Source organism: Pseudomonas benzenivorans, from assembly GCF_033547155.1.
GTDB classification, from domain to species: domain Bacteria; phylum Pseudomonadota; class Gammaproteobacteria; order Pseudomonadales; family Pseudomonadaceae; genus Aquipseudomonas; species Aquipseudomonas benzenivorans_B.
Map to the genome: position 1 here is coordinate 2,461,588 of NZ_CP137892.1, position 23,383 is coordinate 2,484,970.

A 23,383-nucleotide genomic window follows, 5' to 3' on the forward strand; every position below is an offset into this window, starting at 1 on the left:
CCCATTAGATGGCCTGTATATACCATTGAATAATAAGGGATTTTATAGAGACCTGAGTCACACGCCCCCTATCGGCTTCGAACAAAGCCCGGCCAACAAAAAGGCCGCATTCAAGCGGCCTTCTCGTGGCTCGGACTCGGACTTACTCGGCCAGGCGCCAGGTGGTGCCGCCCTTGCCGTCCTCCAGCACCACGCCCATGGCGGTGAGCTGATCGCGGATGCGGTCCGACTCGCCCCAGTTCTTCTCGGCGCGGGCCTGCAGGCGCGCGGCAATCAGCGCCTCGACCTCGGCGGCGTCGACCTTGCCGGCGGCGCCGGCCTGGAGGAAGGCGTCCGGCTCCAGCTGCAGCACGCCGAGCAGCCCGGCCAGCTCCTTGAGCCGCGCCGCCAGGCCGGCCGCGGCCAGCGGGTCGGCCTCGCGCAGACGGTTGACCTCGCGCACCATCTCGAACAGCACGGCGCAGGCTTCCGGGGAGTTGAAGTCGTCGTCCATCGCCGCGGCGAAGCGCGCGGCGAAGGCCTCGCCGCCGGCCGGCGCCGCCTCGGGCAGGCCGCGCAGCGCATGGTAGAAACGCTCCAGGGCGCCCTTGGCTTCCTTGAGGCTGTCCTCGGAGTAGTTGATCGGGCTGCGGTAGTGGCTGGACACCAACAGGTAGCGCACCACCTCGGGATGGTACTTGTCCAGCACCTCGCGGATGGTGAAGAAGTTACCCAGGCTCTTGGACATCTTCTCGCCGTCCACCCGCACCGCGCCGGCATGCATCCAGGCCTTGGCGTAGAGCTTGCCGGTGGCCGCCTCGCTCTGGGCGATTTCGTTCTCGTGGTGGGGGAACACCAGGTCCGGGCCGCCGCCGTGGATGTCGAACGTCTCGCCCAGGCAGCAGGTGGACATCACCGAGCACTCGATGTGCCAGCCCGGCCGCCCCTTGCCCCAGGGCGAATCCCAGCTCGGCTCGCCCGGCTTGGCGCCCTTCCACAAGACGAAGTCCAGAGGGTCTTCCTTGACCTCGTCGACCTCGATGCGCGCGCCGACCTTCAGCTCGTCGATCTTGCGCCGCGACAACTTGCCGTAGGCCTCGAACTTGCCGACCCGGTAGTAGACGTCGCCGTTGCCCGGGGCATAGGCGAAGCCCTTGTCGATCAGGGTCTGGATCATCCCGTGCATGCCGGCGATGTGGCCGGTGGCGCGGGGCTCCTGATCCGGGCGCAGCACCGACAGGCGCGCCTCGTCCTCGTGCATGGCGGCGATCATGCGCTCGACCAGGGCCTCGAACGGCTCGCCGTTCTCATTGGCGCGCTTGATGATCTTGTCGTCGATGTCGGTGATATTGCGCACATAGGTCACCTCATAGCCGCGCTGACGCAGCCAGCGGGTGACTACGTCGAAGGCCACCATCACCCGGGCGTGGCCGATGTGGCAGAAGTCGTAGACCGTCATGCCACAGACGTACAGGCGCACCTGGTTGTCCACCAGCGGCGTGAAGGCTTCCTTGGTCTTGCTCAGGGTGTTGTAGATCGACAGCGCCATTTACTGGCCTCCCCAGGAGTCGCGCAGGGTTACGGTGCGGTTGAACACCGGCGCACCCGGCTTGCTGTCCTTGATGTCGGCGCAGAAGTAGCCCTCGCGCTCGAACTGGAAGCGTTCCTCCGGCTGGGCCTGGGCCAGCGACGGCTCGGCGCGGCAACCGGTGAGCACCACCAGCGACTCGGGATTGATGTTGTCGAGGAAGCTGCGACCCTCCTCGGCCTTCTCCGGATTGGCCGAGCGGAACAGGCGATCGTACAGGCGCACTTCGCACTCGACGCTCTCGGCCGCCGGCACCCAGTGGATCACGCCCTTGACCTTGCGCCCTTCCGGGTTCTTGCCCAGGGTGTTCTCGTCGTAGCTGCAGCGCAGCTCGACGATGTTGCCCTCGGCATCCTTGATGGCCTCGTCGGCGCGGATCACGTAGCTGCCGCGCAGGCGCGCCTCGCCCCCCGGCACCAGGCGCTTGAAACCGGCCGGCGGGACTTCCTCGAAGTCGCCGGCATCGATATAGATCTCGCGGCTGAACGGCAGCACGCGAACGCCCATGTCCTGCTTGGGGTGGCGCGGCAGCTCGAGGTTTTCCACCTGGCCCTCGGGGTAGTTGGTGATCACCACCTTGAGCGGCTTGAGCACGCACATGGCGCGCGCGGCATTGGCGTCGAGGTCCTCGCGGATGGCGAACTCGAGCATGCCGATGTCCACCACGCCGCCGGCGCGGTTGACTCCGATCATGTCGCAGAAGGTGCGGATCGACGCAGGCGTATAGCCGCGGCGGCGATAGCCACTCAGGGTCGACATGCGTGGGTCGTCCCAACCGCTTACGTGCTTCTCATCGACCAGCTGCTTGAGCTTGCGCTTGCTGGTGATGGTGTAGTTCAGGTTGAGCCGGGCGAATTCGTACTGGCGCGGCTGCGCCGGCACCGGCAGGTTGGCCAGGAACCACTCGTACAGCGGACGATGGTCCTCGAATTCCAGGGTGCAGATCGAATGGGTGATGCCCTCGATGGCGTCCGACTGGCCATGGGTGAAGTCGTAGCTGGGGTAGATGCACCACTTGTCGCCGGTCTGGTGATGATGGGCGTGGCGGATGCGGTAGAGGATCGGGTCGCGCAGGTTCATGTTCGGCGAGGCCATGTCGATCTTCGCGCGCAGGGCGCGCGCACCGTCGGGGAACTCGCCGGCCTTCATGCGGGCGAACAGGTCGAGGTTCTCCGCCACCGAGCGCTCGCGAAACGGGCTGTTCTTACCCGGCTCGGTGAGGTTGCCGCGGTACTCGCGGGCCTGGTCCGGCGACAGGTCGCAGACATAGGCCTTGCCCGCCTCGATCAACGCCACGGCCCAGTCGTGCAGCTGGTCGAAGTAGTCGGAGGCGTAGTGCTCCTCGCCGGCCCACTGGAAGCCCAGCCACTGCACGTCGCTCTTGATCGCGTCGATGTACTCCTGGTCTTCCTTGGCCGGGTTGGTGTCGTCGAAGCGCAGGTTGCACTCGCCACCGAACTCCTTGGCCAGGCCGAAGTTTAGGCAGATCGACTTGGCATGGCCGATGTGCAGGTAACCATTGGGCTCCGGCGGGAAACGGGTGATGATCTTCGTGTGCTTGCCCGAGTCCAGGTCGGCCTGGACGATGGGGCGCAGAAAGTTCGTGGCGGCGGGAGTCTCTGGCTTGCTCATGGGGTCCTTGATCATGCAGGTGCGGCGCAGGGTAGGCCGGCTAAAACAAAGCGCTTATCATAGCCGAAGCTGTCAACCCCCTGACAGGCCTTCGAATTTCTCGACAGAGCGAATCCCCCATGATCAAGCTGCACACCAACCACGGCGTCATCACCCTCAAGCTGTTCGAAGACAAGGCCCCGGAAACCGTGGCCAACTTCAAGGAATACGTGAAGGCCGGCCATTACGACAACACCGTGTTCCACCGCGTGATCAGCAACTTCATGATCCAGGGCGGCGGTTTCGAGCCGGGCATGAAGCAGAAGCCGACCCGCGCACCGATCAAGAACGAAGCCAACAACGGCGTCTCCAACAAGGTCGGCACCGTCGCCATGGCCCGCACCATGGAGCCGCACTCGGCCTCCGCGCAGTTCTTCATCAACGTCGCCGACAACACCTTCCTCGACCACAGCGCGCCGACCGTGCAGGGCTGGGGCTATGCGGTGTTCGGCGAAGTGAGCGAAGGCATGGACGTGGTCGAGAAGATCAAGGGCGTGGCCACCACCATGAAGTCCGGCCACCAGGACGTACCGGTCGACGACGTGATCATCGAGCGTGCCGAGATCGTTGAGTGATCCTACTGATCTCCGACCTGCATCTTGAAGAGGAGCGCCCGGACATCAGCCGGGCGTTTCTGCATTTCCTGCAGGCCCGCGCCAGCCAGGCCGAGGCGCTGTACATCCTCGGCGACTTCTTCGAGGTGTGGATCGGCGACGACGCCATCAGCCCCTTTCAACGCTCCATCGCCCAGGCCTTGCGCCAACTGAGCGACGGCGGCACGCGCATCTACCTGATGCACGGCAACCGCGATTTCCTGCTGGGCCAGGCGTTCTGCCGCGAGGCCGGCTGCACCCTGCTGACGGACCCGAGCCGGGTCGAACTGGGTGGGGAGAAGGTCCTGCTGATGCACGGCGACAGCCTGTGCACCCGGGACGAGGCCTACATGCGCCTGCGCCGCTGGCTGCGCAACCCGCTGAGCCTGTTCATCCTGCGCCACCTGCCTCTGGCCACCCGCCACAAGCTGGCGCGCAAGCTGCGCAAGGAAAGCCGCAGCCAGACCGCGATGAAGGCCAACGACATCGTCGACGTCACCCCCGCCGAGGTGCCGCGGGTCATGGCGGCCCAGGGCGTGCGCACGCTGATCCACGGCCATACCCACCGCCCGGCCGAACATCAGCTGCAGGTCTCAGGTCAGCCGGCGCGACGTATCGTGCTGGGCGACTGGGACAAGCAGGGCTGGGCCCTACAGATCGACGGAGAAAACTGGCAACTGGCGCCCTTCCCCCTCGGCTGACCCGGGCTGCGACACCTCGCCTAGCGCTGCAGCGCGGCCTGGCGCTCGTAGCGCCGGTACTGCGGGCTGGCCTCTATGGTCTGCGCCAGGCGCTGGGTCGCTTCGTTGACCTGCTCGGCGACGAACAGGGTGATGTCCGTGCTCGGCAGCGGCGGCAGCCCGTCCTCTATGACCCGCAGCCCCGGTTCCAGGGTCGAAAGCGGAATGATCCCCACACCTATCCCCGCGCGCACCGCCGCCAGCACCCCGGCCCTGCTCTGGCTGGTGAAGGCGATGCGATAGGCTAGCTGCGCCCCGGCCAGCACCTTGCCGGCCGAATCGCGGTGATAGCAACCCTCGACGAACACCGCCAGCGGCAGCGGTTGGCGGGTATGGGTCGAGTGCGCCTCGGCGCCCACCCAGACCAGCTGGTCGCGAAACAGGCGGCGACCGCCCGTGGACGAAGCCGGCATCTCCACCAGGGCCAGGTCCAGCTTGCCCTCGGCCACCAGCGCCGCCAGATGCTCGGGGCGATGGTCGCAGACCACCTCCAGGCAGGCTTCCGGATAGCTCAACACGAAGGCCTCCAGCAGCGGCGTGAGGCTGCGGGTGGCGTATTGATCATGGGTGCCGAAGCGCACCTGCCCCCCCACCTCGGCATGCTGGAAGCTGCCGAGGATGCGGTCATGCAGGTTCAACAGTTGCGGGGCGCAGGATTTCAGCTGTTCGCCGGCCTGGGTCAACCTGACGCCGTACTGGCCGCGCTGTAGCAATTCGGCCGAGACCAGCTCTTCCAGGCGGCTGAGCTGCATGCTGATGGTCGAGGGCGCGCGGTGCAGGCGCGCGGCAGCGGTGGTCAGGTTGAGCGTCTCGGCGACCACCACGAAGGTACGCAGCAAGGCTATGGGCAAGTCGCGCATCACAGAATTCAACCTTATTGAAAGCAGTGCTCAATATTTATCGTTTTCCTGAACGATGACAAGCCTCTATGTTATCCGGCATCCAGCTCACCCCTGCGAGCTGCCACGGAGCCTGAATCAATGCGGATGCCCACCACCTTCGGCATGAACCAGATCGTCAGCCACGGCTTTGGCATGTTCCTGTTCGCCGCCCTGATGCCCTTCATGCGCGAAGCCATCGAGATCAGCGCCTGGCAGCTGGCGACCATCGGCGCTCTGACCCAGGTGGCCTATCTCGCCGGGGCCATGCTCCTCGGCACGCTCGGCCACCGCCTGGGCACCGGGCGCCTGGTCCTGCTGACCGGCATCTTCAGCAGCACCCTGCTGCTGTGCATGGCGCAATTGCGCGATCCGCTGCTGATCACCCTGACCCTGACCTGCCTGGCGGCCAGCGCGGCGATCAGCTGGGGCTGCATCGTCGAGATCGTCAGCCGCTGCGCCCGCGCCGAGCTGCGCTCGACCTACCTGTCCTGCGCCTCCAGCGGCACCGCCTGGGGCTATGCCCTCAACGGCCTGCTGATCCTCGTGGTGGTGCCGCTGCTCGGCTGGCAGGCCAGCTGGCAGGTCGCCGGGCTGTTCGGCCTGTTGGTGGTGGCCCTGACCTGGCACATGCTGCGCGACCTCAAGACGGCATCCGCCGAAGCGGTCGAGGGCCTGGCCCCGGTCGACGCGGCGATCCCGACTTCGCAGCTGTTCGCCACCATCATCGGCGAGCGCACCGCGCTGTTCGCCTGCCTGATCTGCCTGCTAGTCGGCTTCACCACCATGCCGTTCTCCTACTGGCTCAACAGCTACCTGGATGAACTCAGCCTGCCGGCGGCGCTGGGCGGCTACACCTGGGCGACGGTGGGGGGCACGGGCATGGTGGCCGGCTTCATTACCGGCAAGCTGGCCGACCGCCGGGGTCATGGCACCGCACTGATGGTGATCTTCAGCGGCTTCGCCCTGGGGCTGCTGGCGTTTGTCGCCGACCCGGGCAAGTTCGCCCTGGTCGCCGGCTTCGGCTACGGCCTGATGTACTTCCCGATGTGGGGCATAGTCGCCGGCTGGGTCAACCAGCACCACTCCTCGACCGCGACCATGCAGATCAGCGGCATCTGCATGGTGACCTTCGGCCTGGGCGGGACTCTGGGCAACCTGCTGGCCGGCTATATCCGCGAAAGCACCGGCTCGCTGCACGACGTGTTCCTGGTGCTGAGCGCCGCGTCCCTGCTGCTGGTGGCCCTGGCCGTGATCATCCTGCGCGGCAATCGCAAGGTGCTGCCGATCGTCCCGCCGGCGACTGGCGCCTGTTGAGAGAGCCGCAGCGGCTGTCACCACGCGCCTGATGACAGCCCGCCTCGCTACGACTTAGGCGGCCGCGCCACTGTGGAAGCGGAACTCCTTGTCCGGCGTGAGGATCGCCTCGCGCTCCACCTCGGCGAAGTAGGCCACCCGCTCGTCGATCGATTCGCCGGCATAGTCCCGGGCCATCTTCAGATAGCCCTGGTAGTGGCGCGCCTCGGACTTGAGCAGCGAGCGGTAGAACTGCCCCAGTTCCTCGTCCAGGTGCGGCGCCAGGCGGAAGAAGCGCTCGCAGGAGCGCGCCTCGATGAAGGCGCCGACGATCAGGGTGTCCACCAGCTTGTGCGGCTCCGAGCTGCGGATGTGCTTGTGCAGGCGCTGGGCGTACAGGGCCGCACTGACCGGCCGGTAGGCGATGCCGCGCTTGGCCATCAGCGCCGCGACCTGTTCGAAATGCCGCAGCTCCTCACGGGCCAGACGCGACAAGTTGTACTGCAGATCGGCCTTCTCGATATAGCGGAACAGCAGGGTCATGGCCGTCGAGGCGGCCTTCTTCTCGCAGTTGGCGTGGTCGATCAGCAGGATGTCCTGGTGCTCCAGGGCCTGGGCAATCCAGGCGTCAGGCGTGGGACAGCGGAGAAAGGCTTCGATCTCGGGTAGCAGTTGCATAGGCTCACGAATGGGGTGGCAGCGCCGGCTGGCGGACAAGGCCGGCCATTATACGAATGACGAGGGGAACAGCCAGCCGCGGCGTTGACTGCGGTCAAGACAAGGGGCTGCGGCGCCATCTATAGTGGTCTCACCGCACCATCCATTTCGCAGGGAGACGATCATGCAAGCGATACGCAGCATTCTGGTGGTCATGACGCCGGAACAACCGGAAGGTCTGGCCTTGAAAAGGGCCAAACTGATCGCCGGGGTGACCCAATCACAGCTGCACCTGCTGGTCTGCGACAAGAAACACGACCATTCGGCCTACCTCCACGACCTGAGCAGCAGCCTGCAGCAGGAAGGCTTCAGCGTCTCCAGCCAGCAGGCCTGGCACGAGAACCTGCACCAGACCGTGATCGCCGTGCAGCAGGCCGAAGGCTGTGGCCTGGTGATCAAGCAGCATTTTCCCGACAACCCGCTGAAGAAGGCCCTGCTCACTCCCGACGACTGGAAGCTGCTGCGTTACTGCCCCAGCCCGGTGCTGATGGTCAAGACTGACAGGTCCTGGATCGGCAGCAGCATACTGGCGGCCGTGGATGTGGGTAATTCCGACGCCGAGCACCGCACCCTGCATGCCAGCATCATCAGCCACGGCTACGACATCGCCGCGCTGGCCAAGGCCGAGCTGCACGTGATCAGCGCCCACCCGGCGCCGATGCTGTCCGCCGCCGACCCCACCTTCCAGCTCAAGGAAACCATAGAGGCGCGCTACCGCGAGGAGTGCAAGGCTTTCCAGGCCGAATACGAGATCGCCGGCGAGCGCCTGCATATCGCCGAAGGTCCGGCCGACGCCCTGATTCCGCAGGTTGCGCGGCAACTGAATGCCGCTGTCACGGTGATCGGCACCGTCGCCCGCACAGGCCTATCCGGCGCGCTGATCGGCAATACCGCCGAGGTGATTCTCGATTCGCTGGAGAGCGACATCCTGGTGCTCAAGCCGGCGGACATCATCGCCCACCTCGAAGAGCTGGTCGCCCAGCGCTGAGGCAGAGCCCGCCGCGGAGGCCTGGGGCAAGCCCGCACGGCATGAGGCGGCCTACAGCCGCGTCATGCCGTCTCGGAGAAAACGCGGGGCGATATACCGCTCATAATGCGCCTCGGACAACAGGAAGAACTCGCGATCGATGGCATCGCGCAGCTCCGGCAAGGCCCAGTCGCGGAACTCCGGCAGCAGCGCCAGGCCGTAGGCCTCGAGCTGACTGATCACCCGCGCCCCGCGGGCGATCAGCTGGTAAGCCCAGCAATAGGGCGACTGCTGCGGCACGAAACGGATCTGGCGCTGCTCCAGCTGGCTGCGCAGACGCACCGCGTCGAAGACTTCCAGCTTGGCCGCCATCACCTGCACCAGCAGCTGTTCCAGGCGCAGCCAGACGGCGCGCTTCTCCTCTTCGCTGTAACCATTCCAATGGATCACCTCATGGTGGAAGCGCTTGCAACCGCGGCATACCAGGTCGCCGTATACGGTTGAGCACAGGCCTACGCAAGGCGTCTTGATGCGTTGATTGGACATGGTGAAGAAAACGTCGAGGGCGAAACGGCCTGGCATCTTAGCCCTTTGTCTAGGTCAGTTCATCCCCAAACCGGCCAGGCGGCGGCTTAACTTCGCCCGCGCTTTCCGGTACTATCGCCCCGCCTTTTATAGGCGCCAATGTCCGTTGGAAGCTGTTTTCAAAGCGTCACGAGCACAGTCGATCCTGCAGGTACGATGTTGGCGCCGGCTCTTGAATGTTCCTTCAAGGGCCAGCGTCAGCCCTCATCTCGCCCGTCCTGCCGGCGTAAAACTTTGAAAGCAGCTTCTGGAAGAAATCCCTGAAACCTCGGCTGAGTAGCCCATAAAGCCACGAAGCGCCTGGTTCAGTGTTTTCTGGATCGCGTCCCGGACAACCCTTTGGGACCACTGATGAGGGTAATAACTGTGCTTGAAGCCTATCGCAAACACGTAGCAGAGCGTGCCGCTCAGGGTATCGTGCCCCAGCCGCTGAACGCCGAACAAACCGCAGGCCTGGTCGAGCTGCTGAAGAACCCGCCGGCTGGCGAAGAAGAATTCCTCGTAGACCTGATCACCAACCGCGTGCCGCCAGGCGTGGACGAAGCCGCCTACGTCAAGGCCGGGTTCCTCTCTGCCGTGGCCAAGGGCGAAGCCGCTTCCCCGCTGCTCAACAAGCAGCGCGCCGTCGAACTGCTCGGCACCATGCAGGGCGGCTACAACATCGCCACCCTGGTCGAGCTGCTGGATGACGCCGAGCTGGCCAGCGTGGCCGCCGAGCAGCTCAAGCACACCCTGCTGATGTTCGACGCCTTCCACGACGTCGCCGAGAAAGCCAAGGCCGGCAATGCCCACGCCAAGGCCGTGCTGCAGTCCTGGGCCGACGGCGAGTGGTTCACCAAGCGCCCGGCGATCGCCGAGAAGTACAGCCTGACCGTGTTCAAGGTCCCCGGCGAAACCAACACCGACGACCTGTCCCCGGCGCCCGACGCCTGGTCGCGTCCGGACATCCCGCTGCACGCCCTGGCCATGCTGAAGATGGCCCGCGACGGCATCGTGCCCGAGCAGCAAGGCGCCATCGGTCCGCTCAAGCAGATCGAAGAAGTCAAGGCCAAGGGCTTCCCGGTCGCCTACGTCGGCGACGTGGTCGGCACCGGTTCCTCGCGCAAGTCCGCCACCAACTCGGTGCTGTGGTTCTTCGGCGACGACATCCCCTTTGTTCCGAACAAGCGCGCCGGCGGCTTCTGCTTCGGCTCCAAGATCGCCCCGATCTTCTACAACACCATGGAAGACGCCGGCGCCCTGCCGATCGAGTTCGACGTGTCGAACCTCAACATGGGCGACGTGATCGACGTCTACCCCTACGCCGGCAAGGTGTGCAAGCACGGCACTGAAGAAGTCATCACCAACTTCGAACTCAAGACCCCGGTGCTGCTCGACGAAGTCCGCGCCGGCGGCCGTATCCCGCTGATCGTCGGCCGCGGCCTGACCGACAAGGCCCGTGCCGAGCTGGGCCTGGGCGCCTCCGACCTGTTCAAGAAGCCGGAGCAGCCGGCCGACAGCGGCAAGGGCTTCACCCTGGCGCAGAAGATGGTCGGCAAGGCCTGCGGCGTGACCGGCGTGCGTCCGGGCACCTACTGCGAACCGAAGATGACCACCGTCGGCTCTCAGGACACCACGGGCCCGATGACCCGCGACGAGCTGAAGGACCTGGCCTGCCTGGGCTTCTCCGCCGACCTGGTGATGCAGTCCTTCTGCCACACCGCGGCCTACCCGAAGCCGATCGACGTCACCACCCACCACACCCTGCCGGACTTCATCCGCACCCGTGGCGGCGTGTCCCTGCGCCCGGGCGACGGCATCATCCACAGCTGGCTGAACCGCATGCTGCTGCCGGACACCGTCGGCACCGGCGGCGACTCGCACACCCGCTTCCCGATGGGCATCAGCTTCCCGGCCGGTTCCGGCCTGGTGGCCTTCGCCGCCGCCACCGGCGTCATGCCGCTGGACATGCCGGAATCCATCCTGGTGCGTTTCAAGGGCAAGATGCAGCCCGGGATCACCCTGCGTGACCTGGTCCATGCGATCCCCTACTACGCCATCCAGAAGGGCCTGCTGACCGTCGAGAAGAAGGGCAAGAAGAACGCCTTCTCCGGCCGCATCCTGGAGATCGAAGGCCTCGACGAGCTGACCGTCGAGCAGGCGTTCGAGCTGTCCGACGCCTCCGCCGAGCGTTCGGCCGCCGGTTGCACCATCAAGTTGCCGGAAAAGGCCATCGCCGAGTACCTGAAGTCGAACATCACCCTGCTGCGCTGGATGATCGGCGAAGGCTACGGCGACGCCCGCACCCTGGAGCGCCGCGCCCAGGCGATGGAAGCCTGGCTGGCCAACCCGCAGCTGATGAGCGCCGATGCCGACGCCGAATACGCCGAAGTCATCGAGATCGACCTCAACGAACTGAAGGAGCCGGTGCTCTGCGCACCGAACGACCCGGACGACGCCCGTCTGCTGTCCACCGTGGCCGGCGACAAGATCGACGAGGTGTTCATCGGTTCGTGCATGACCAACATCGGTCACTTCCGCGCCGCCGGCAAGCTGCTGGACAAGGTCAAGGGCGGCATTCCGACCCGTCTGTGGCTGTCGCCGCCGACCAAGATGGATGCCCACCAGCTGACCGAGGAAGGCTACTACGGCATCTACGGCAAGGCCGGTGCGCGCATGGAAATGCCGGGCTGCTCGCTGTGCATGGGTAACCAGGCCCGTGTCGCCGCCAACTCCACCGTGGTCTCGACCTCGACCCGTAACTTCCCCAACCGTCTGGGCGATGGCGCCAACGTGTACCTGGCCTCTGCCGAACTGGCAGCGGTCGCCGCGATCATCGGCAAGCTGCCGACGGTCGAGGAGTACATGCAGTACGCCAAGGACATCGACAGCATGGCGGCCGACGTCTACCGCTACCTGTCCTTCGACCAGATCGCCGAGTTCCGCGAAGCCGCTGCCAACGCCCAGATTCCGGTCGTTCAAGCCTAAGCGTTACCCGCGTCGAAAGAGCCCCGCCCCGTGCGGGGCTTTTTTATGTCTGGCGTTCGCAGCCGTGGCATATCGCTTGCTTGAACAAACTCAACAGGGCCGCTGCAACGCCGAGCGGCCCGACGACGAGGGCGTCGCTTCGCACGATATGCGAAGCACAGGTCACGCCCCTGGATGCTGAGAAAGGAAGGTATGCGATGAGCGAGCACCAGCTTCCCCGTGGCGATGCCCTGGCCTGGGTCAACGGCAGCGATGCACCGGAGAAGAGCGCACTGAACCTGGGCTTCATGGCCCTGACCGACTCGGCCTCGCTGATCGTCGCCGCGACCCAGGGCTTCGCCCAGCCCTACGGCCTGACCCTGAACCTCAAGCGCCAGGCGTCCTGGGCCGGTCTTCGCGACAAGCTGCTCAGCGGCGAGCTGGACGCCGCCCAGGGCCTCTACGGCCTGCTCTATGCCGTGCACCTGGGCATCGGCGGCACCCCGCCGGTGGACATGGCGGTGCTCATGGGCCTGTCGCAGAACGGCCAGAGCATCAACCTCTCCCAGGCACTGCAACAAGCCGGCGTGAGCAATGTCGAGGCGCTGCGCGCACACGTGCGCCAAAAGGGTGCAAAGCTCACCCTGGCGCAGACCTTCCCCACCGGCACTCACGTCCTGTGGCTCTACTACTGGCTGGCCAGCCATGGCATCCATCCGCTGGAGGATGTGCAGACGCTGGTCGTGCCGCCCGCGCAGATGGTCGCCCACCTGAAGGCCGGGCGCATCGACGGTTTCTGTGCCGGCGAACCCTGGGGCGCCCAGGCGATCGCAGAGTCCATGGGCTTCACCCTGACCACCAGCCAGTTGATCTGGCCCGGACACCCGGAGAAAGTCCTGGGCTGCACCCAGGCCTTCGTCAGCGCCTACCCCAACACGGCCCGCGCCCTGGTGATGGCCGTGCTGGAGGCCAGCCGCTTCATCGACCAGAGCGAGGAGAACAAGCGTGGCACCGCGCAACTGCTCAGCGCCAGCGAGTACGTCGACGCACCACTGAACGCCATCCAACCGCGTTTTCTCGGCCAGTACGAGGACGGCAACGGTCACGCCTGGCTGGATCCCCAGCCACTGCGCTTCTTCGACGAGGGCAAGGTGAACATGCCCTATCTGTCCGACGGCCTCTGGTTCATGACCCAGTTCCGCCGCTGGGGCCTGCTGCGCGACGACCCGGACTACCTGACCGTGGCTGCCCAGGTTCAGCAGCTCGGGCTCTATCATGAGGCGGCTGCGGCGCTGAGTATCGCCGTGCCGGCGACGCCCATGCGCAGCTCCGTGCTGCTCGATGGCAAGGTCTGGGACGGCAGCGACCCGGCCGCCTACGCCCGGAGCTTCGCCCTGCACGCCCTGGCCGGCGACGCCCTGGCCTCGACCGCGGCTCTCTAAATTACGGAACCCCTGCCATCATGTTGCGCATTCTCCTGATCAACGATACCCCGAAGAAGGTGGGCCGTCTCAAGACCGCCCTGATCGAGGCCGGCTTCGAGGTGATCGATGAGTCCGGGCTGACCATCGACCTGCCCGAGCGGGTCGAGGCGGTTCGTCCCGACGTCATCCTGATCGACAGCGAATCCCCCGGCCGTGACGTCATGGAGCAGGTGGTGCTGGTCAGCCGCGACCAGCCGCGGCCCATCGTCATGTTCACCGACGAGCACGACCCCAAGGTCATGCGCCAGGCCATCCAGTCCGGGGTCAGCGCCTACATAGTCGAAGGCATCCAGGCCGAGCGCCTGCAGCCGATCCTCGACGTGGCCATGGCCCGCTTCGAGAGCGACCAGGCCCTGCGCGCCCAGCTGCAGGCCCGCGACGCGCAGCTGGCCGAGCGCAAGCGCATCGAACTGGCCAAGGGCCTGCTGATGAAGATGAAGAGCTGCAACGAGGAAGAGGCCTACACCCTGATGCGCCGCCAGGCCATGAGCCGCCAGCAGAAGCTGATCCAGGTGGCCGAGCAGATCATCGCCATGCACGACATGCTCGGCGGCTGATCCACCTCGGGCAGTCGCCAGCTGTACCGCTAGACAGCCCACTGTGCTCCCCGGCGCAGGCTCCCGACGGCCCACTGTACCGACTTCTCCACAAACGGGTGTCACTGCTGTCGCGACAGCGGCCTGGCTAAGCTGGAAACACCTTCCAGCCCAGCGACAGCGAGCCTCCTATGAACCACGACAATCACGAACGCCAACTCCTGGCCGAGGCCGACCGCCGCGCCCTCGCCTATTTCGACGACATAGCCGGCCGCCCGGTATTTCCGACGCCGACCGCCATCGCCGGGCTGCAGGCCTTCGATCAGGCCATCCCCGAGCAAGGCATGGCTGGCGCAGAGGTGCTGCGGCGCCTGGACGAGATCGGCTCGCCGGCCACCGTCGCGTCCAACGGTCCGCGCTATTTCGGCTTCGTCATCGGCGCCACCCTGCCCGCCGCCGCAGCCGCCGAGCGCCTGGTGCTGGCCTGGGATCAGTGCGCCTCGTCGTTCGACAACTCGCCGGCGGCCGATACCCTGGAGCGCATCGCCGGACGCTGGGTCTGCGAGGCCCTGGGCCTGCCCGCTGAGAGCGCCGTGGGCTTCGGCACCAGCGCCACCGCCTGCACTCTGGCCTGCCTGTCCGCCGCCCGGCGCACCCTGCTGGCCCGCCGCGGCTGGGACTTCGACGGCGACGGCCTGGTCGGCGCCCCGGAAGTCCGGGTGGTGGTCTCCGCCAGCTGCCACATCACCGTGAAGAAGGCGCTGCGCATCCTCGGTTTCGGCATGAACCGGCTGATCGTCGCGCCGACCGACGCCCATGGGCGCATCGACCCCGAACAATTGCCGCCTCTGGATGACCTGACCATCCTCTGCCTGCAGGCCGGCGAGGTGAACACCGGCGAGTTCGACCCCTTCGCCGAGCTGACCCCGTCGGCCAAGGCGGCCGGCGCCTGGGTGCACGTCGACGGCGCCTTCGGCCTGTGGGCCCGTGCCTCGTCCTCGGCCCATCTGGCTGCCGGGGTCGAGCAGGCCGACAGCTGGACCAGCGACGGCCACAAATGGTTGAACACGCCCTACGACGGCGCCATGGCCATCTGCCGCGACGCCGACGCCCTGGCCACCGCGATGAACAGCGACGCGGCCTATGCCACGGCGTCCAAGGATGCGCAGAAAAACCTCACCCTGGAGTTCTCCCGCCGCGCCCGCGGGGTGGCGATCTGGGCCGCCCTCGCCAGCCTCGGCCGCGACGGCCTGCGCGAGATGATCGACCGGCATATCCGCCAGGCCGGCCACCTGGCCGCGAGCCTGCGCGCCCAGGGCTATCAGGTGCTCAACCGGGCGGTGCTGAACCAGGTGCTGGTGCGCGCCGACAGCGATGAGCAGACCGTGGCCATTCGCCAGGCGGCCCAGGCCTCGGGCCGGGTCTGGTTCGGCCCCACCCTCTGGCAGGGGCGCCCGGCCTTTCGCCTGAGCGTGTCCTCCTGGCGCACCGAGGACGCCGACATCGAGGCGCTGATCGAACTGCTGAGCGAGCTCAAGCGCAGCACACCGGCCTGACAGCACTCGACAAAGGCCAGGCGCTGGGCTTATCTTCGCCGCCTGGCCAGCGCACTGGCCAACGTCGCTCGGACGGTTCCGGGCGCTTACGTTTTCGAGGACAGCATGGCTGATCAAGCTTCGCGCCGCTTTGCGCGCATCGATCGACTCCCCCCCTACGTATTCAACATCACCGCCGAGCTGAAGATGGCCGCCCGCCGCCGTGGCGAGGACATCATCGACTTCAGCATGGGCAACCCCGACGGCGCCACCCCGCCGCACATAGTCGAGAAGCTCTGCACCGTCGCCCAGCGCGAAGACACCCACGGCTACTCCACCTCCCGCGGCATCCCGCGCCTGCGCCGGGCCATCTCGCGCTGGTATCAGGAGCGCTACCAGGTGGACATCGACCCGGAAAACGAGGCCATCGTCACCATCGGCTCCAAGGAAGGCCTGGCCCACCTGATGCTCGCCACGCTGGACCACGGCGACACCGTGCTGGTGCCCAACCCCAGCTACCCCATCCACATCTACGGCGCGGTGATCGCCGGCGCCCAGGTGCGCTCGGTGCCGCTGGTGCCGGGCGTGGACTTCTTCGCCGAACTGGAACGGGCCATCCGCGAGTCGATCCCCAAGCCGAAGATGATGATCCTCGGCTTCCCCTCCAACCCCACCGCCCAGTGCGTGGAGCTGGACTTCTTCGAGCGCGTGGTGGCCCTGGCCAAGCAGTACGACGTGCTGGTGGTCCACGACCTGGCCTACGCCGACATCGTCTACGACGGCTGGCAGGCGCCCTCGATCATGCAGGTGCCCGGCGCCAAGGACATCGCCGTGGAGTTCTTCACCCTGTCCAAGAGCTACAACATGGCCGGCTGGCGCATCGGTTTCATGGTCGGCAACAAGGAGCTGGTGAATGCCCTGGCGCGGATCAAGAGCTACCACGACTACGGCACCTTCACCCCGCTGCAGGTCGCGGCCATCGCCGCCCTGGAAGGCGACCAGCAGTGCGTGCGCGACATCGCCGAGCAGTACCGCCAGCGCCGCAACCTGCTGGTCAAGGGCCTGCATGAGCTCGGCTGGATGGTGCAGAACCCCAAGGCCTCGATGTATGTCTGGGCGAAAATCCCCGAGCAGTATGCCGCGCTCGGCTCCCTGGAGTTCGCCAAGAAGCTGCTGCTCGAGGCCAAGGTCTGCGTGTCGCCGGGCCTGGGCTTCGGCGACTACGGCGACGACCATGTGCGTTTCGCCCTGATCGAGAACCAGGACCGCATCCGCCAGGCCCTGCGCGGCATCAAGGCCATGTTCCGCTCAGACGGTCTGTTGCCGACCACAGCAGGCAAGCCGCGCAAGGCCCCCGAGGCCTGAACCAGGCACGCCCTGCGGCCCTACGCTGCCGGGCGTGCACTCATCCCGAGTAATCCAGCACCGTCCATACCCGGCTCAGCCCGGCCCCTATCACGCAGCCGGACTCGTCCAGGCGCCGGTTGTAGTGCAACGACATCAGGCTGGTCACCCCCTCCGCGGCATCCCGCCGCTCGGTCAACCATTGCACCCGTCCGCAGTTGGGCGTCTCGATCACATAGCTGGCAGCCACCGCCGCATGCTCGCTGGGTAACCTGATCGCATCGACCACCGTCCCCCGTTCCTCTATCCGCTTGCCATCGGCCACCAACACCGCCCAGGCCTGGCCGTTCTCTATCACCAGATAGCTGCCATTGGCCTTGGGTTGCTCGACCTGGGGCTGGGCACAGCCGCTCAACAGGACCAACAGCACAATCGTCATCAAGCTCTGTTGCATTGTTCATTGCTCCTCTGCTGTGCGCCAGGGTCTCAGTGTCTGGGAACCGGGCGAACGAGTGAGTTCGAAAGGCGACGGTCTTACTATTGTCGAATACTGTTTATTTGTACAGTATTTTTCCACTAGACTGTCCCTCGCCACCGGTCGCCCTTCGCCTAGACCCGGGCCGGCCATTTCGGAGCATCAATCGGGAGCAAAACGATGCTGGACGTACTGCAACTGAAACACCGGGTAAACCGGATGCCGCTGGACAGGGTTCGCGCGACGGTCGAGGAGCTGCAGCTCGAAGGCATAGTCACCGAGGGCAAGACCCCCTTCAACCGCGTGCACTTCAACACCTGCTTCGCCGAGATCGAAGCCCTGCTGCAGCGCGCCGGCTACCACAGGCAGCTGGATGTGGTGGGGTATCAGGGCCTGGCCTATGCCCTGTTCGATCCGGCACGCTGGGATGCCGTGCAGGTGCTGAGATGGCTCAGGGAGTTCGTCGAGGAAGCTCACGCCCAGCCAGTATCGCGCTGAGCTGCGCCGTGGAGTGGTCGCTGGCGCACCAAGCCGAAGCAGAAGCGCCCAGCCCCTGTCCATTTCGCCCGCCGATGGCTCAACGAGCGGCCTTGGCGCGGCGCGGCCGAGCGCCGTGCGCCTGCCGGCAGTGCGTCTGAGCGACCTCATGAAGCACCTGAATATTTTTCATAACCTACTGATTTAAAAGCCTATAGACCGCAGAGTCGCGAGTGCTCGGCGGCCGCCGGCCCGCTTTTGCGCAGCCGGAATCGGCCGCTGGCAAGGAAGCTGGCAAGTCCCTTGCAATTACCTCCTCGGCAAACGTCATCGGATCGCCAACGGCGGTGATCGGGACGAATAGACAAAGACGTCGAAGGCAGCCTGCCCCCAGGGGCGGTTTGTCCGCGACGTCTTTTTTCGTTTTCGAGACCTGAGGAATCACCATGCGTACATTCACCGTTCGCCGTTCCCTGCTGAAGAAGACCCTGGCCGGCCTCGGCTGCGCCGCCGCCCTGCTGTTCTCGCCGCTGAGCCTGCAAGTCGCCCAGGCCGCCGAGCCCGAGAAGGACGAACTCAAGCTCGGCTTCATCAAGCTGACCGACATGGCGCCGCTGGCCATCGCCTACGAGAAGGGCTACTTCGAGGACGAGGGCCTGTACGTCACCCTCGAGGCCCAGGCCAACTGGAAGGTGCTGCTGGACCGGGTGATCACCGGCGAGCTGGACGGCGCACACATGCTGGCCGGCCAGCCGCTGGGCGCCACCATCGGCTTCGGCACCCAGGCCGAGGTGGTCACCGCCTTCTCCATGGACCTCAACGGCAACGGCATCACCCTGTCCAACGCCGTCTGGGAGGAAATGAAGAAGCACGTGCCGATGGAGAACGGCAAGCCGCTGCACCCGATCAAGGCCGATGCCCTGAAGCCGGTGATCGAGCAGTACAAGGCCCAGGGCAAGCCCTTCAACCTGGGCATGGTGTTCCCGGTCTCCACCCACAACTACGAGCTGCGCTACTGGCTGGCCGCCGGCGGCATCAACCCCGGCTACTACGCGCCGGCCAAGGGCGACATCGCCGGCACCATCAACGCCGACGCACTGCTCTCGGTCACCCCGCCGCCGCAGATGCCGGCGACCATGGAGGCCGGCACCATCAACGGCTACAGCGTGGGCGAGCCGTGGAACCAGCAAGCCGTGTTCAAGGGCATCGGCGTGCCGGTGATCACCGACTACGAGATCTGGAAGAACAACCCGGAGAAGGTCTTCGGCGTATCCAAGGCCTGGGCCGAGGCCAACCCGGAGACCCACAAGCGCCTGGTCAAGGCGTTGATCCGCGCCGCCATGTGGCTGGACGCGGACGGCAACGCCAACCGCGCCGAGGCGGTGAAGATCCTCTCGCGTCCCGAGTACGTCGGCGCCGACGCCAAGGTGATCGCCAACTCCATGACCGGAACCTTCGAGTACGAGAAGGGTGACACCCGGGAAGTGCCGGATTTCAACGTGTTCTTCCGCTACCACGCCACCTACCCCTACTACTCCGACGCCATCTGGTACCTGACCCAGATGCGTCGCTGGGGCCAGATCGGCGAGGCCAAGCCCGACAGCTGGTACCTGGACGTGGCCAAGCAGGTCTACCTGCCGGAGATCTACCGCAGCGCCGCGGCCGAACTGGTGGAAGAAGGCCTGGCCAAGTCCGAGGACTTCCCGGACGCCGGCGAGGAGGGTTTCCGCGCGCCGACCAACGAGTTCATCGATGGCCTGACCTACGACGGGCGCAAGCCGAACGAGTACATCAACCAATTCAAGATTGGCCTGAAAGCCGACTCCGTTCTGTAACCCGCCACTGCCCAGGGAGCCGGACCCGCCGGCTCCCCTCTGCTTCGAGGACAAGACGATGAGCAACCCCGCCGTCGCCCAACCCATACGGGAAACCCTGAAGTCGGCACGCAGCCTGGCCTTCAAGCGCTGGCTGCCAAATCTGCTGATGCCGGCCATCGGCGTGCTGGCCTTCCTGCTGTTCTGGCAGATAGTCGCCGGCAGCATCGACACCAGCCTGGGCAAGTTCCCCGGCCCGACCCAGGCCGCCAGCCAGTTCGGCGCCCTGGTGGGCGAACACCTGCGCGAGCAGAAGAAGGCCGAGGCCTTCTACCTGCGCCAGAAGGCGCGCAACGCCGCCACCCTGGCGAAGAACCCGGACGCCGAGGTGAAGATCCGTCCCTATACCGGCAAGCCGACCTTCTTCAAGCAGATCTTCACCAGCCTCTACACGGTGCTGACCGGCTTCGTCCTCGCCTCCCTGCTGGCCATCCCGCTGGGGATCGTCTGCGGCCTGAGCAAGCCGATCTACAACGCGGTCAACCCGCTGATCCAGGTGTTCAAGCCGGTCTCGCCGCTGGCCTGGCTGCCGCTGGTGACCATGGTGGTCAGCGCCCTGTACACCAGCAGCGATCCGCTGATGGCCAAGTCCTTCGTCACCTCGGCGATCACCGTGGCGCTGTGCTGCCTGTGGCCGACGGTGATCAACACCACGGTGGGCGTGGCCAACCTCGACCAGGACCTGCGCAACGTCAGTCGGGTGCTCAGCCTGTCGCCGCTGTCCCATGTGCGGCGCATCGTCCTGCCCGCCGCCGTGCCGATGATCTTCACCGGCCTGCGCCTGTCGCTGGCCACCGGCTGGATGGTGCTGATCGCCGCCGAGATGCTGGCGCAGAACCCGGGCCTGGGCAAATTCATCTGGGACGAGTTCCAGAACGGCAGCTCCAACTCCCTCGGCCGGATCATGGTCGCGGTGATCGTCATCGGCCTGATCGGCTTCGTTCTCGACCGTCTCATGCTCCTGCTGCAGCGCCGCGCCAGCTGGGACAAGAACGCCGACCTGCGCTAACCCCTTCAACCCAGGAGTCCGCCATGCACACCGCACACCTCGAGCTGACCGGCGTAGGCATCAGCTTCCCCACCGACAAGGGCCTGTTCTGCGCCCTCTCGAACGTCAACCTGAAGATCGCCAAGGGCGAGTTCGTCTCGCTGATCGGCCACTCCGGCTGCGGCAAGTCGACCGTGCTCAACATAGTCGCCGGCCTCTACCAGGCCAGCACCGGCGGGGTCATCCTCGACGGCCGCGAGGTCGACGCGCCCGGCCCGGAGCGCGCCGTGGTGTTCCAGAACCACAGCCTGCTGCCCTGGCTGAGCTGCTACCAGAACATCGAGCTGGCGGTGCGCCAGGTGTTCCAGGGACGCAAGAGCCGGGGCGAGATGCGCGAGTGGATCGAGCACAACCTCGAGCTGGTGCACATGAGCCACGCCCGCGACAAGCGCCCCAGCGAGATCTCCGGCGGCATGAAGCAGCGCATCGGCATCGGCCGCGCCCTGGCCATGCAGCCCAAGGTGCTGCTGATGGACGAGCCGTTCGGCGCCCTCGACGCCCTGACCCGCGCCCACCTGCAGGACTCGTTGATGGAGATCCACGCCGAACTGGGCAACACGGTGATCATGATCACCCACGACGTCGACGAGGCGGTGCTGCTGTCCGACCGCATCGTGATGATGAGCAACGGCCCGGCGGCGACCATCGGCGACATCCTCCGGGTCGAGCTGGCGCGCCCGCGCGAGCGCATGGCCCTGGCCCAGGATGCGCGCTACCACGCCTACCGCGCGGCGGTGCTGGAGTTCCTCTACCAGAAGCAGCAGCGCCCGGCGGCCTGAGCCTGGCGGCTCGCTGCTGGCGCTCGGCCCGGGGCGTCCGGAGCATGCACCGTGATCACGCATGCCTTCACGCCCCGTCCCAGCGCACCAAGAAGTCGGCGCGCCCCATTTTGACTCGAGCATTGAGGCGCTGGACCAGGCGTCCCCCTGACTTCGGGCCCTTCGGCCAGTTGGCTCGCCTCTTGCTTTATCACCACCACAAGCAGCCAACGGCGGCTGCCCTCTCGAACGACAAAGACGTCGCCTCACCCCCGCTCGACAGCGGTCGGTGACGCGGCGTTTTTCGTTTACGCCCCAACGCCCGGGGCTTGGTGGCGCCGCTGTGATCCAGCGGTGCTGCCGGTAACTCTCTCAACCCAGCTGTGGCTTCGGCCGCAGGGCGTGGCACCACAAGTGCCGCGCCTCCCCGGCGGGTGGCGGTCGTCGTGTCCACGACCATGACGCCTCGACCCGACCGGGCTCCTTCTTGCTGATGAGGTGTTCGATGAATAAAAGTTTCTGGAAGGCCGGCCACACCCCGACGCTGTTTGCCGCTTTTCTCTATTTCGACCTGAGCTTCATGGTCTGGTACCTGCTCGGCCCGCTGGCCGTGCAGATCGCCACCGACCTGGACCTGAGCGCCCAGCAACGTGGCCTGATGGTCGCCACGCCGATCCTCGCCGGGGCCGTGCTGCGCATCGTCATGGGGTTCCTCGCCGATCGGCTGTCGCCCAAGAGCGCCGGGCTGCTCGGCCAGGTGGTGGTGATCGCGTCGTTGTTCGCCGCCTGGCGGATCGGCATCCAGACCTATGAGCAGGCCCTGCTGCTCGGCCTGTTCCTCGGCTTCGCCGGCGCAGCCTTCGCCGTCGCCCTGCCCCTGGCCTCGCAGTGGTACCCGGCCGAACACCAGGGCAAGGCCATGGGCATCGCCGGTGCGGGTAATTCCGGTACCGTGCTGGCGGCGATCTTCGCGCCGGGCCTGGCCGCCCTGTTCGGCTGGCAGAACGTGTTCGGCTGGGCGCTGATCCCGCTGCTGATCACCCTGCTGGTCTTCGCCGCCGTGGCGAAGAACGCGCCCGAGCGGCCCAAGCCCAAGGCCCTGGCCGACTACCTCAAGGCCCTCGGCGACCGCGACAGCTGGTGGTTCATGTTCTTCTACAGCGTCACCTTCGGCGGTTTCATCGGCCTGGCCAGCGCTCTGCCCGGCTACTTCAACGACCAGTACGGCCTGGACCCGGTTACCGCCGGCTACTACACCGCCGCCTGCGTCTGCGCCGGCAGCCTGCTACGCCCCCTGGGCGGCGCCCTGGCCGACCGCATCGGCGGCATCCGCTCGCTGCTGATGATGTACACCCTCGCCTCGCTGTGCATCGCCGCGGTGGGCTTCAACCTGCCCAGCTCGACCGCCGCACTGGCCCTGTTCGTCGCCGCCATGCTCGGCCTGGGCGCTGGTAACGGCGCGGTGTTCCAGCTGGTGCCGCAGCGCTTTCGCAAGGAGATCGGCGTGATGACCGGGCTGATCGGCATGGCCGGCGGCGTCGGCGGCTTCCTCCTGGCCGCAGGCCTGGGCGCCATCAAGCAGCACACCGGCGACTACCAGCTGGGCCTGTGGCTGTTCGCCAGCCTGGGCCTGCTGGCCTGGTTCGGCCTGCACGGCGTCAAGCAGCGCTGGCGCACCACCTGGGGCTCGGCTGCCGTCACCGCCGCCCGGGTGTAACAAACTAACGTAGGGTGGATGACGCCTTGTTCATCCACCCTACGCCTTCAGAATGCTGATGGCTGCGGTAAAGGCGGGCTGACCGACAGGGTAGCAATGCACTGGTCAGGCGTAACGAGGGAGCCGACGATGGTCATTCCCTCAGCCCGGGCGCCAGCCCGCCTTTACCACAGCC

General features: G+C 66.2%; 20 protein-coding genes. 14 read left to right on the forward strand and 6 right to left on the reverse strand.

Annotation, left to right across the window (positions count from 1 at the left end; genetic code table 11):
- Positions 1 to 142 precede the first annotated feature (142 nt).
- On the reverse strand, positions 143 to 1,528 hold the full coding sequence (gene cysS / locus SBP02_RS11110; RefSeq protein ID WP_318641635.1) for a cysteine--tRNA ligase: 1,386 nt from the start codon (positions 1,526 to 1,528) through the stop codon (positions 143 to 145).
- Positions 1,529 to 3,199, reverse strand: a complete 1,671-nt coding sequence (locus tag SBP02_RS11115; protein WP_318641636.1) for a glutamine--tRNA ligase/YqeY domain fusion protein — start codon at positions 3,197 to 3,199, stop codon at positions 1,529 to 1,531.
- Positions 3,200 to 3,318: 119 nt separating this feature from the next.
- On the opposite strand from SBP02_RS11115, the gene SBP02_RS11120 reads away from it, so the two are divergent.
- Both SBP02_RS11120 and lpxH read left to right on the forward strand, forming a co-directional pair.
- Entirely contained in the window at positions 3,319 to 3,813 is a 495-nt protein-coding gene (locus tag SBP02_RS11120) for a peptidylprolyl isomerase (RefSeq protein WP_318641639.1), read from the forward strand.
- Positions 3,810 to 4,532 (forward strand): UDP-2,3-diacylglucosamine diphosphatase, encoded by a 723-nt coding sequence (gene lpxH / locus SBP02_RS11125; protein WP_318641640.1) that lies wholly within the window; start codon positions 3,810 to 3,812, stop codon positions 4,530 to 4,532. Before SBP02_RS11120 ends, lpxH begins: the two co-directional genes overlap by 4 nt.
- A 20-nt stretch (positions 4,533 to 4,552) precedes the next feature.
- Here the strand turns inward: lpxH and SBP02_RS11130 are convergent, their stop codons facing one another.
- Positions 4,553 to 5,431 (reverse strand): LysR substrate-binding domain-containing protein, encoded by an 879-nt coding sequence (locus tag SBP02_RS11130; protein ID WP_318641642.1) that lies wholly within the window; start codon positions 5,429 to 5,431, stop codon positions 4,553 to 4,555.
- 120 nt (positions 5,432 to 5,551) lie between these two features.
- Between SBP02_RS11130 and SBP02_RS11135 the strand changes: the two genes are divergently transcribed.
- The gene (locus SBP02_RS11135) at positions 5,552 to 6,766 is read left to right on the forward strand and encodes an MFS transporter (protein WP_318641644.1); all 1,215 of its coding nucleotides are present in this window, start codon (positions 5,552 to 5,554) and stop codon (positions 6,764 to 6,766) included.
- Positions 6,767 to 6,820: 54 nt separating this feature from the next.
- Here SBP02_RS11135 and miaE read toward each other — a convergent pair whose 3' ends face one another.
- Complete coding sequence (miaE, locus tag SBP02_RS11140; protein WP_318641646.1) at positions 6,821 to 7,423, reverse strand: tRNA-(ms[2]io[6]A)-hydroxylase; 603 nt, start codon at positions 7,421 to 7,423, stop codon at positions 6,821 to 6,823.
- A gap of 163 nt (positions 7,424 to 7,586) precedes the next feature.
- Between miaE and SBP02_RS11145 the strand changes: the two genes are divergently transcribed.
- Positions 7,587 to 8,450 (forward strand): universal stress protein, encoded by an 864-nt coding sequence (locus SBP02_RS11145; RefSeq protein WP_318641649.1) that lies wholly within the window; start codon positions 7,587 to 7,589, stop codon positions 8,448 to 8,450.
- 51 nt (positions 8,451 to 8,501) lie between these two features.
- On the opposite strand, the gene SBP02_RS11150 is transcribed toward SBP02_RS11145, so the two are convergent.
- Positions 8,502 to 8,975: a DUF1289 domain-containing protein gene (locus SBP02_RS11150; protein WP_318641651.1), complete on the reverse strand. Its 474-nt coding sequence runs from the start codon at positions 8,973 to 8,975 to the stop codon at positions 8,502 to 8,504.
- A gap of 405 nt (positions 8,976 to 9,380) precedes the next feature.
- Here SBP02_RS11150 and acnB point away from each other — a divergent pair, with 405 nt between their 5' ends.
- The 5 genes from acnB (at position 9,381) to alaC (ending at position 16,880) form a co-directional block, all read left to right on the forward strand.
- Positions 9,381 to 11,981: a bifunctional aconitate hydratase 2/2-methylisocitrate dehydratase gene (gene acnB, locus SBP02_RS11155; protein WP_318641653.1), complete on the forward strand. Its 2,601-nt coding sequence runs from the start codon at positions 9,381 to 9,383 to the stop codon at positions 11,979 to 11,981.
- Between the two features lie 197 nt (positions 11,982 to 12,178).
- Positions 12,179 to 13,402 (forward strand): CmpA/NrtA family ABC transporter substrate-binding protein, encoded by a 1,224-nt coding sequence (locus tag SBP02_RS11160; RefSeq protein ID WP_318641655.1) that lies wholly within the window; start codon positions 12,179 to 12,181, stop codon positions 13,400 to 13,402.
- Between the two features lie 20 nt (positions 13,403 to 13,422).
- Complete coding sequence (locus SBP02_RS11165) at positions 13,423 to 14,001, forward strand: ANTAR domain-containing response regulator (protein ID WP_318641657.1); 579 nt, start codon at positions 13,423 to 13,425, stop codon at positions 13,999 to 14,001.
- A gap of 170 nt (positions 14,002 to 14,171) precedes the next feature.
- Positions 14,172 to 15,536, forward strand: coding sequence for a pyridoxal phosphate-dependent decarboxylase family protein (locus SBP02_RS11170; protein WP_318641659.1), 1,365 nt, complete (start codon positions 14,172 to 14,174; stop codon positions 15,534 to 15,536).
- 105 nt (positions 15,537 to 15,641) lie between these two features.
- Positions 15,642 to 16,880 carry an alanine transaminase gene (gene alaC, locus SBP02_RS11175; RefSeq protein ID WP_318641661.1) on the forward strand — a complete coding sequence of 413 codons (1,239 nt, stop codon included), beginning with the start codon at positions 15,642 to 15,644 and terminating at the stop codon, positions 16,878 to 16,880.
- A 40-nt stretch (positions 16,881 to 16,920) separates the two neighbouring features.
- Here alaC and SBP02_RS11180 read toward each other — a convergent pair whose 3' ends face one another.
- Positions 16,921 to 17,313, reverse strand: a complete 393-nt coding sequence (locus SBP02_RS11180; protein WP_318641663.1) for a hypothetical protein — start codon at positions 17,311 to 17,313, stop codon at positions 16,921 to 16,923.
- 201 nt (positions 17,314 to 17,514) lie between these two features.
- Between SBP02_RS11180 and SBP02_RS11185 the strand changes: the two genes are divergently transcribed.
- From SBP02_RS11185 to SBP02_RS11205, 5 genes are all read left to right on the forward strand, one after another.
- On the forward strand, positions 17,515 to 17,832 hold the full coding sequence (locus SBP02_RS11185; protein ID WP_318641665.1) for a transcriptional regulator: 318 nt from the start codon (positions 17,515 to 17,517) through the stop codon (positions 17,830 to 17,832).
- Between the two features lie 425 nt (positions 17,833 to 18,257).
- Positions 18,258 to 19,646: a CmpA/NrtA family ABC transporter substrate-binding protein gene (locus SBP02_RS11190; RefSeq protein ID WP_318641667.1), complete on the forward strand. Its 1,389-nt coding sequence runs from the start codon at positions 18,258 to 18,260 to the stop codon at positions 19,644 to 19,646.
- Between the two features lie 58 nt (positions 19,647 to 19,704).
- Positions 19,705 to 20,694, forward strand: a complete 990-nt coding sequence (locus tag SBP02_RS11195; protein WP_318641668.1) for an ABC transporter permease — start codon at positions 19,705 to 19,707, stop codon at positions 20,692 to 20,694.
- A 23-nt stretch (positions 20,695 to 20,717) separates the two neighbouring features.
- Positions 20,718 to 21,512 (forward strand): ABC transporter ATP-binding protein, encoded by a 795-nt coding sequence (locus SBP02_RS11200; protein ID WP_318641670.1) that lies wholly within the window; start codon positions 20,718 to 20,720, stop codon positions 21,510 to 21,512.
- Positions 21,513 to 21,996: 484 nt separating this feature from the next.
- Positions 21,997 to 23,208 (forward strand): nitrate/nitrite transporter, encoded by a 1,212-nt coding sequence (locus SBP02_RS11205; RefSeq protein ID WP_318641672.1) that lies wholly within the window; start codon positions 21,997 to 21,999, stop codon positions 23,206 to 23,208.
- Positions 23,209 to 23,383: the final 175 nt, after the last annotated feature.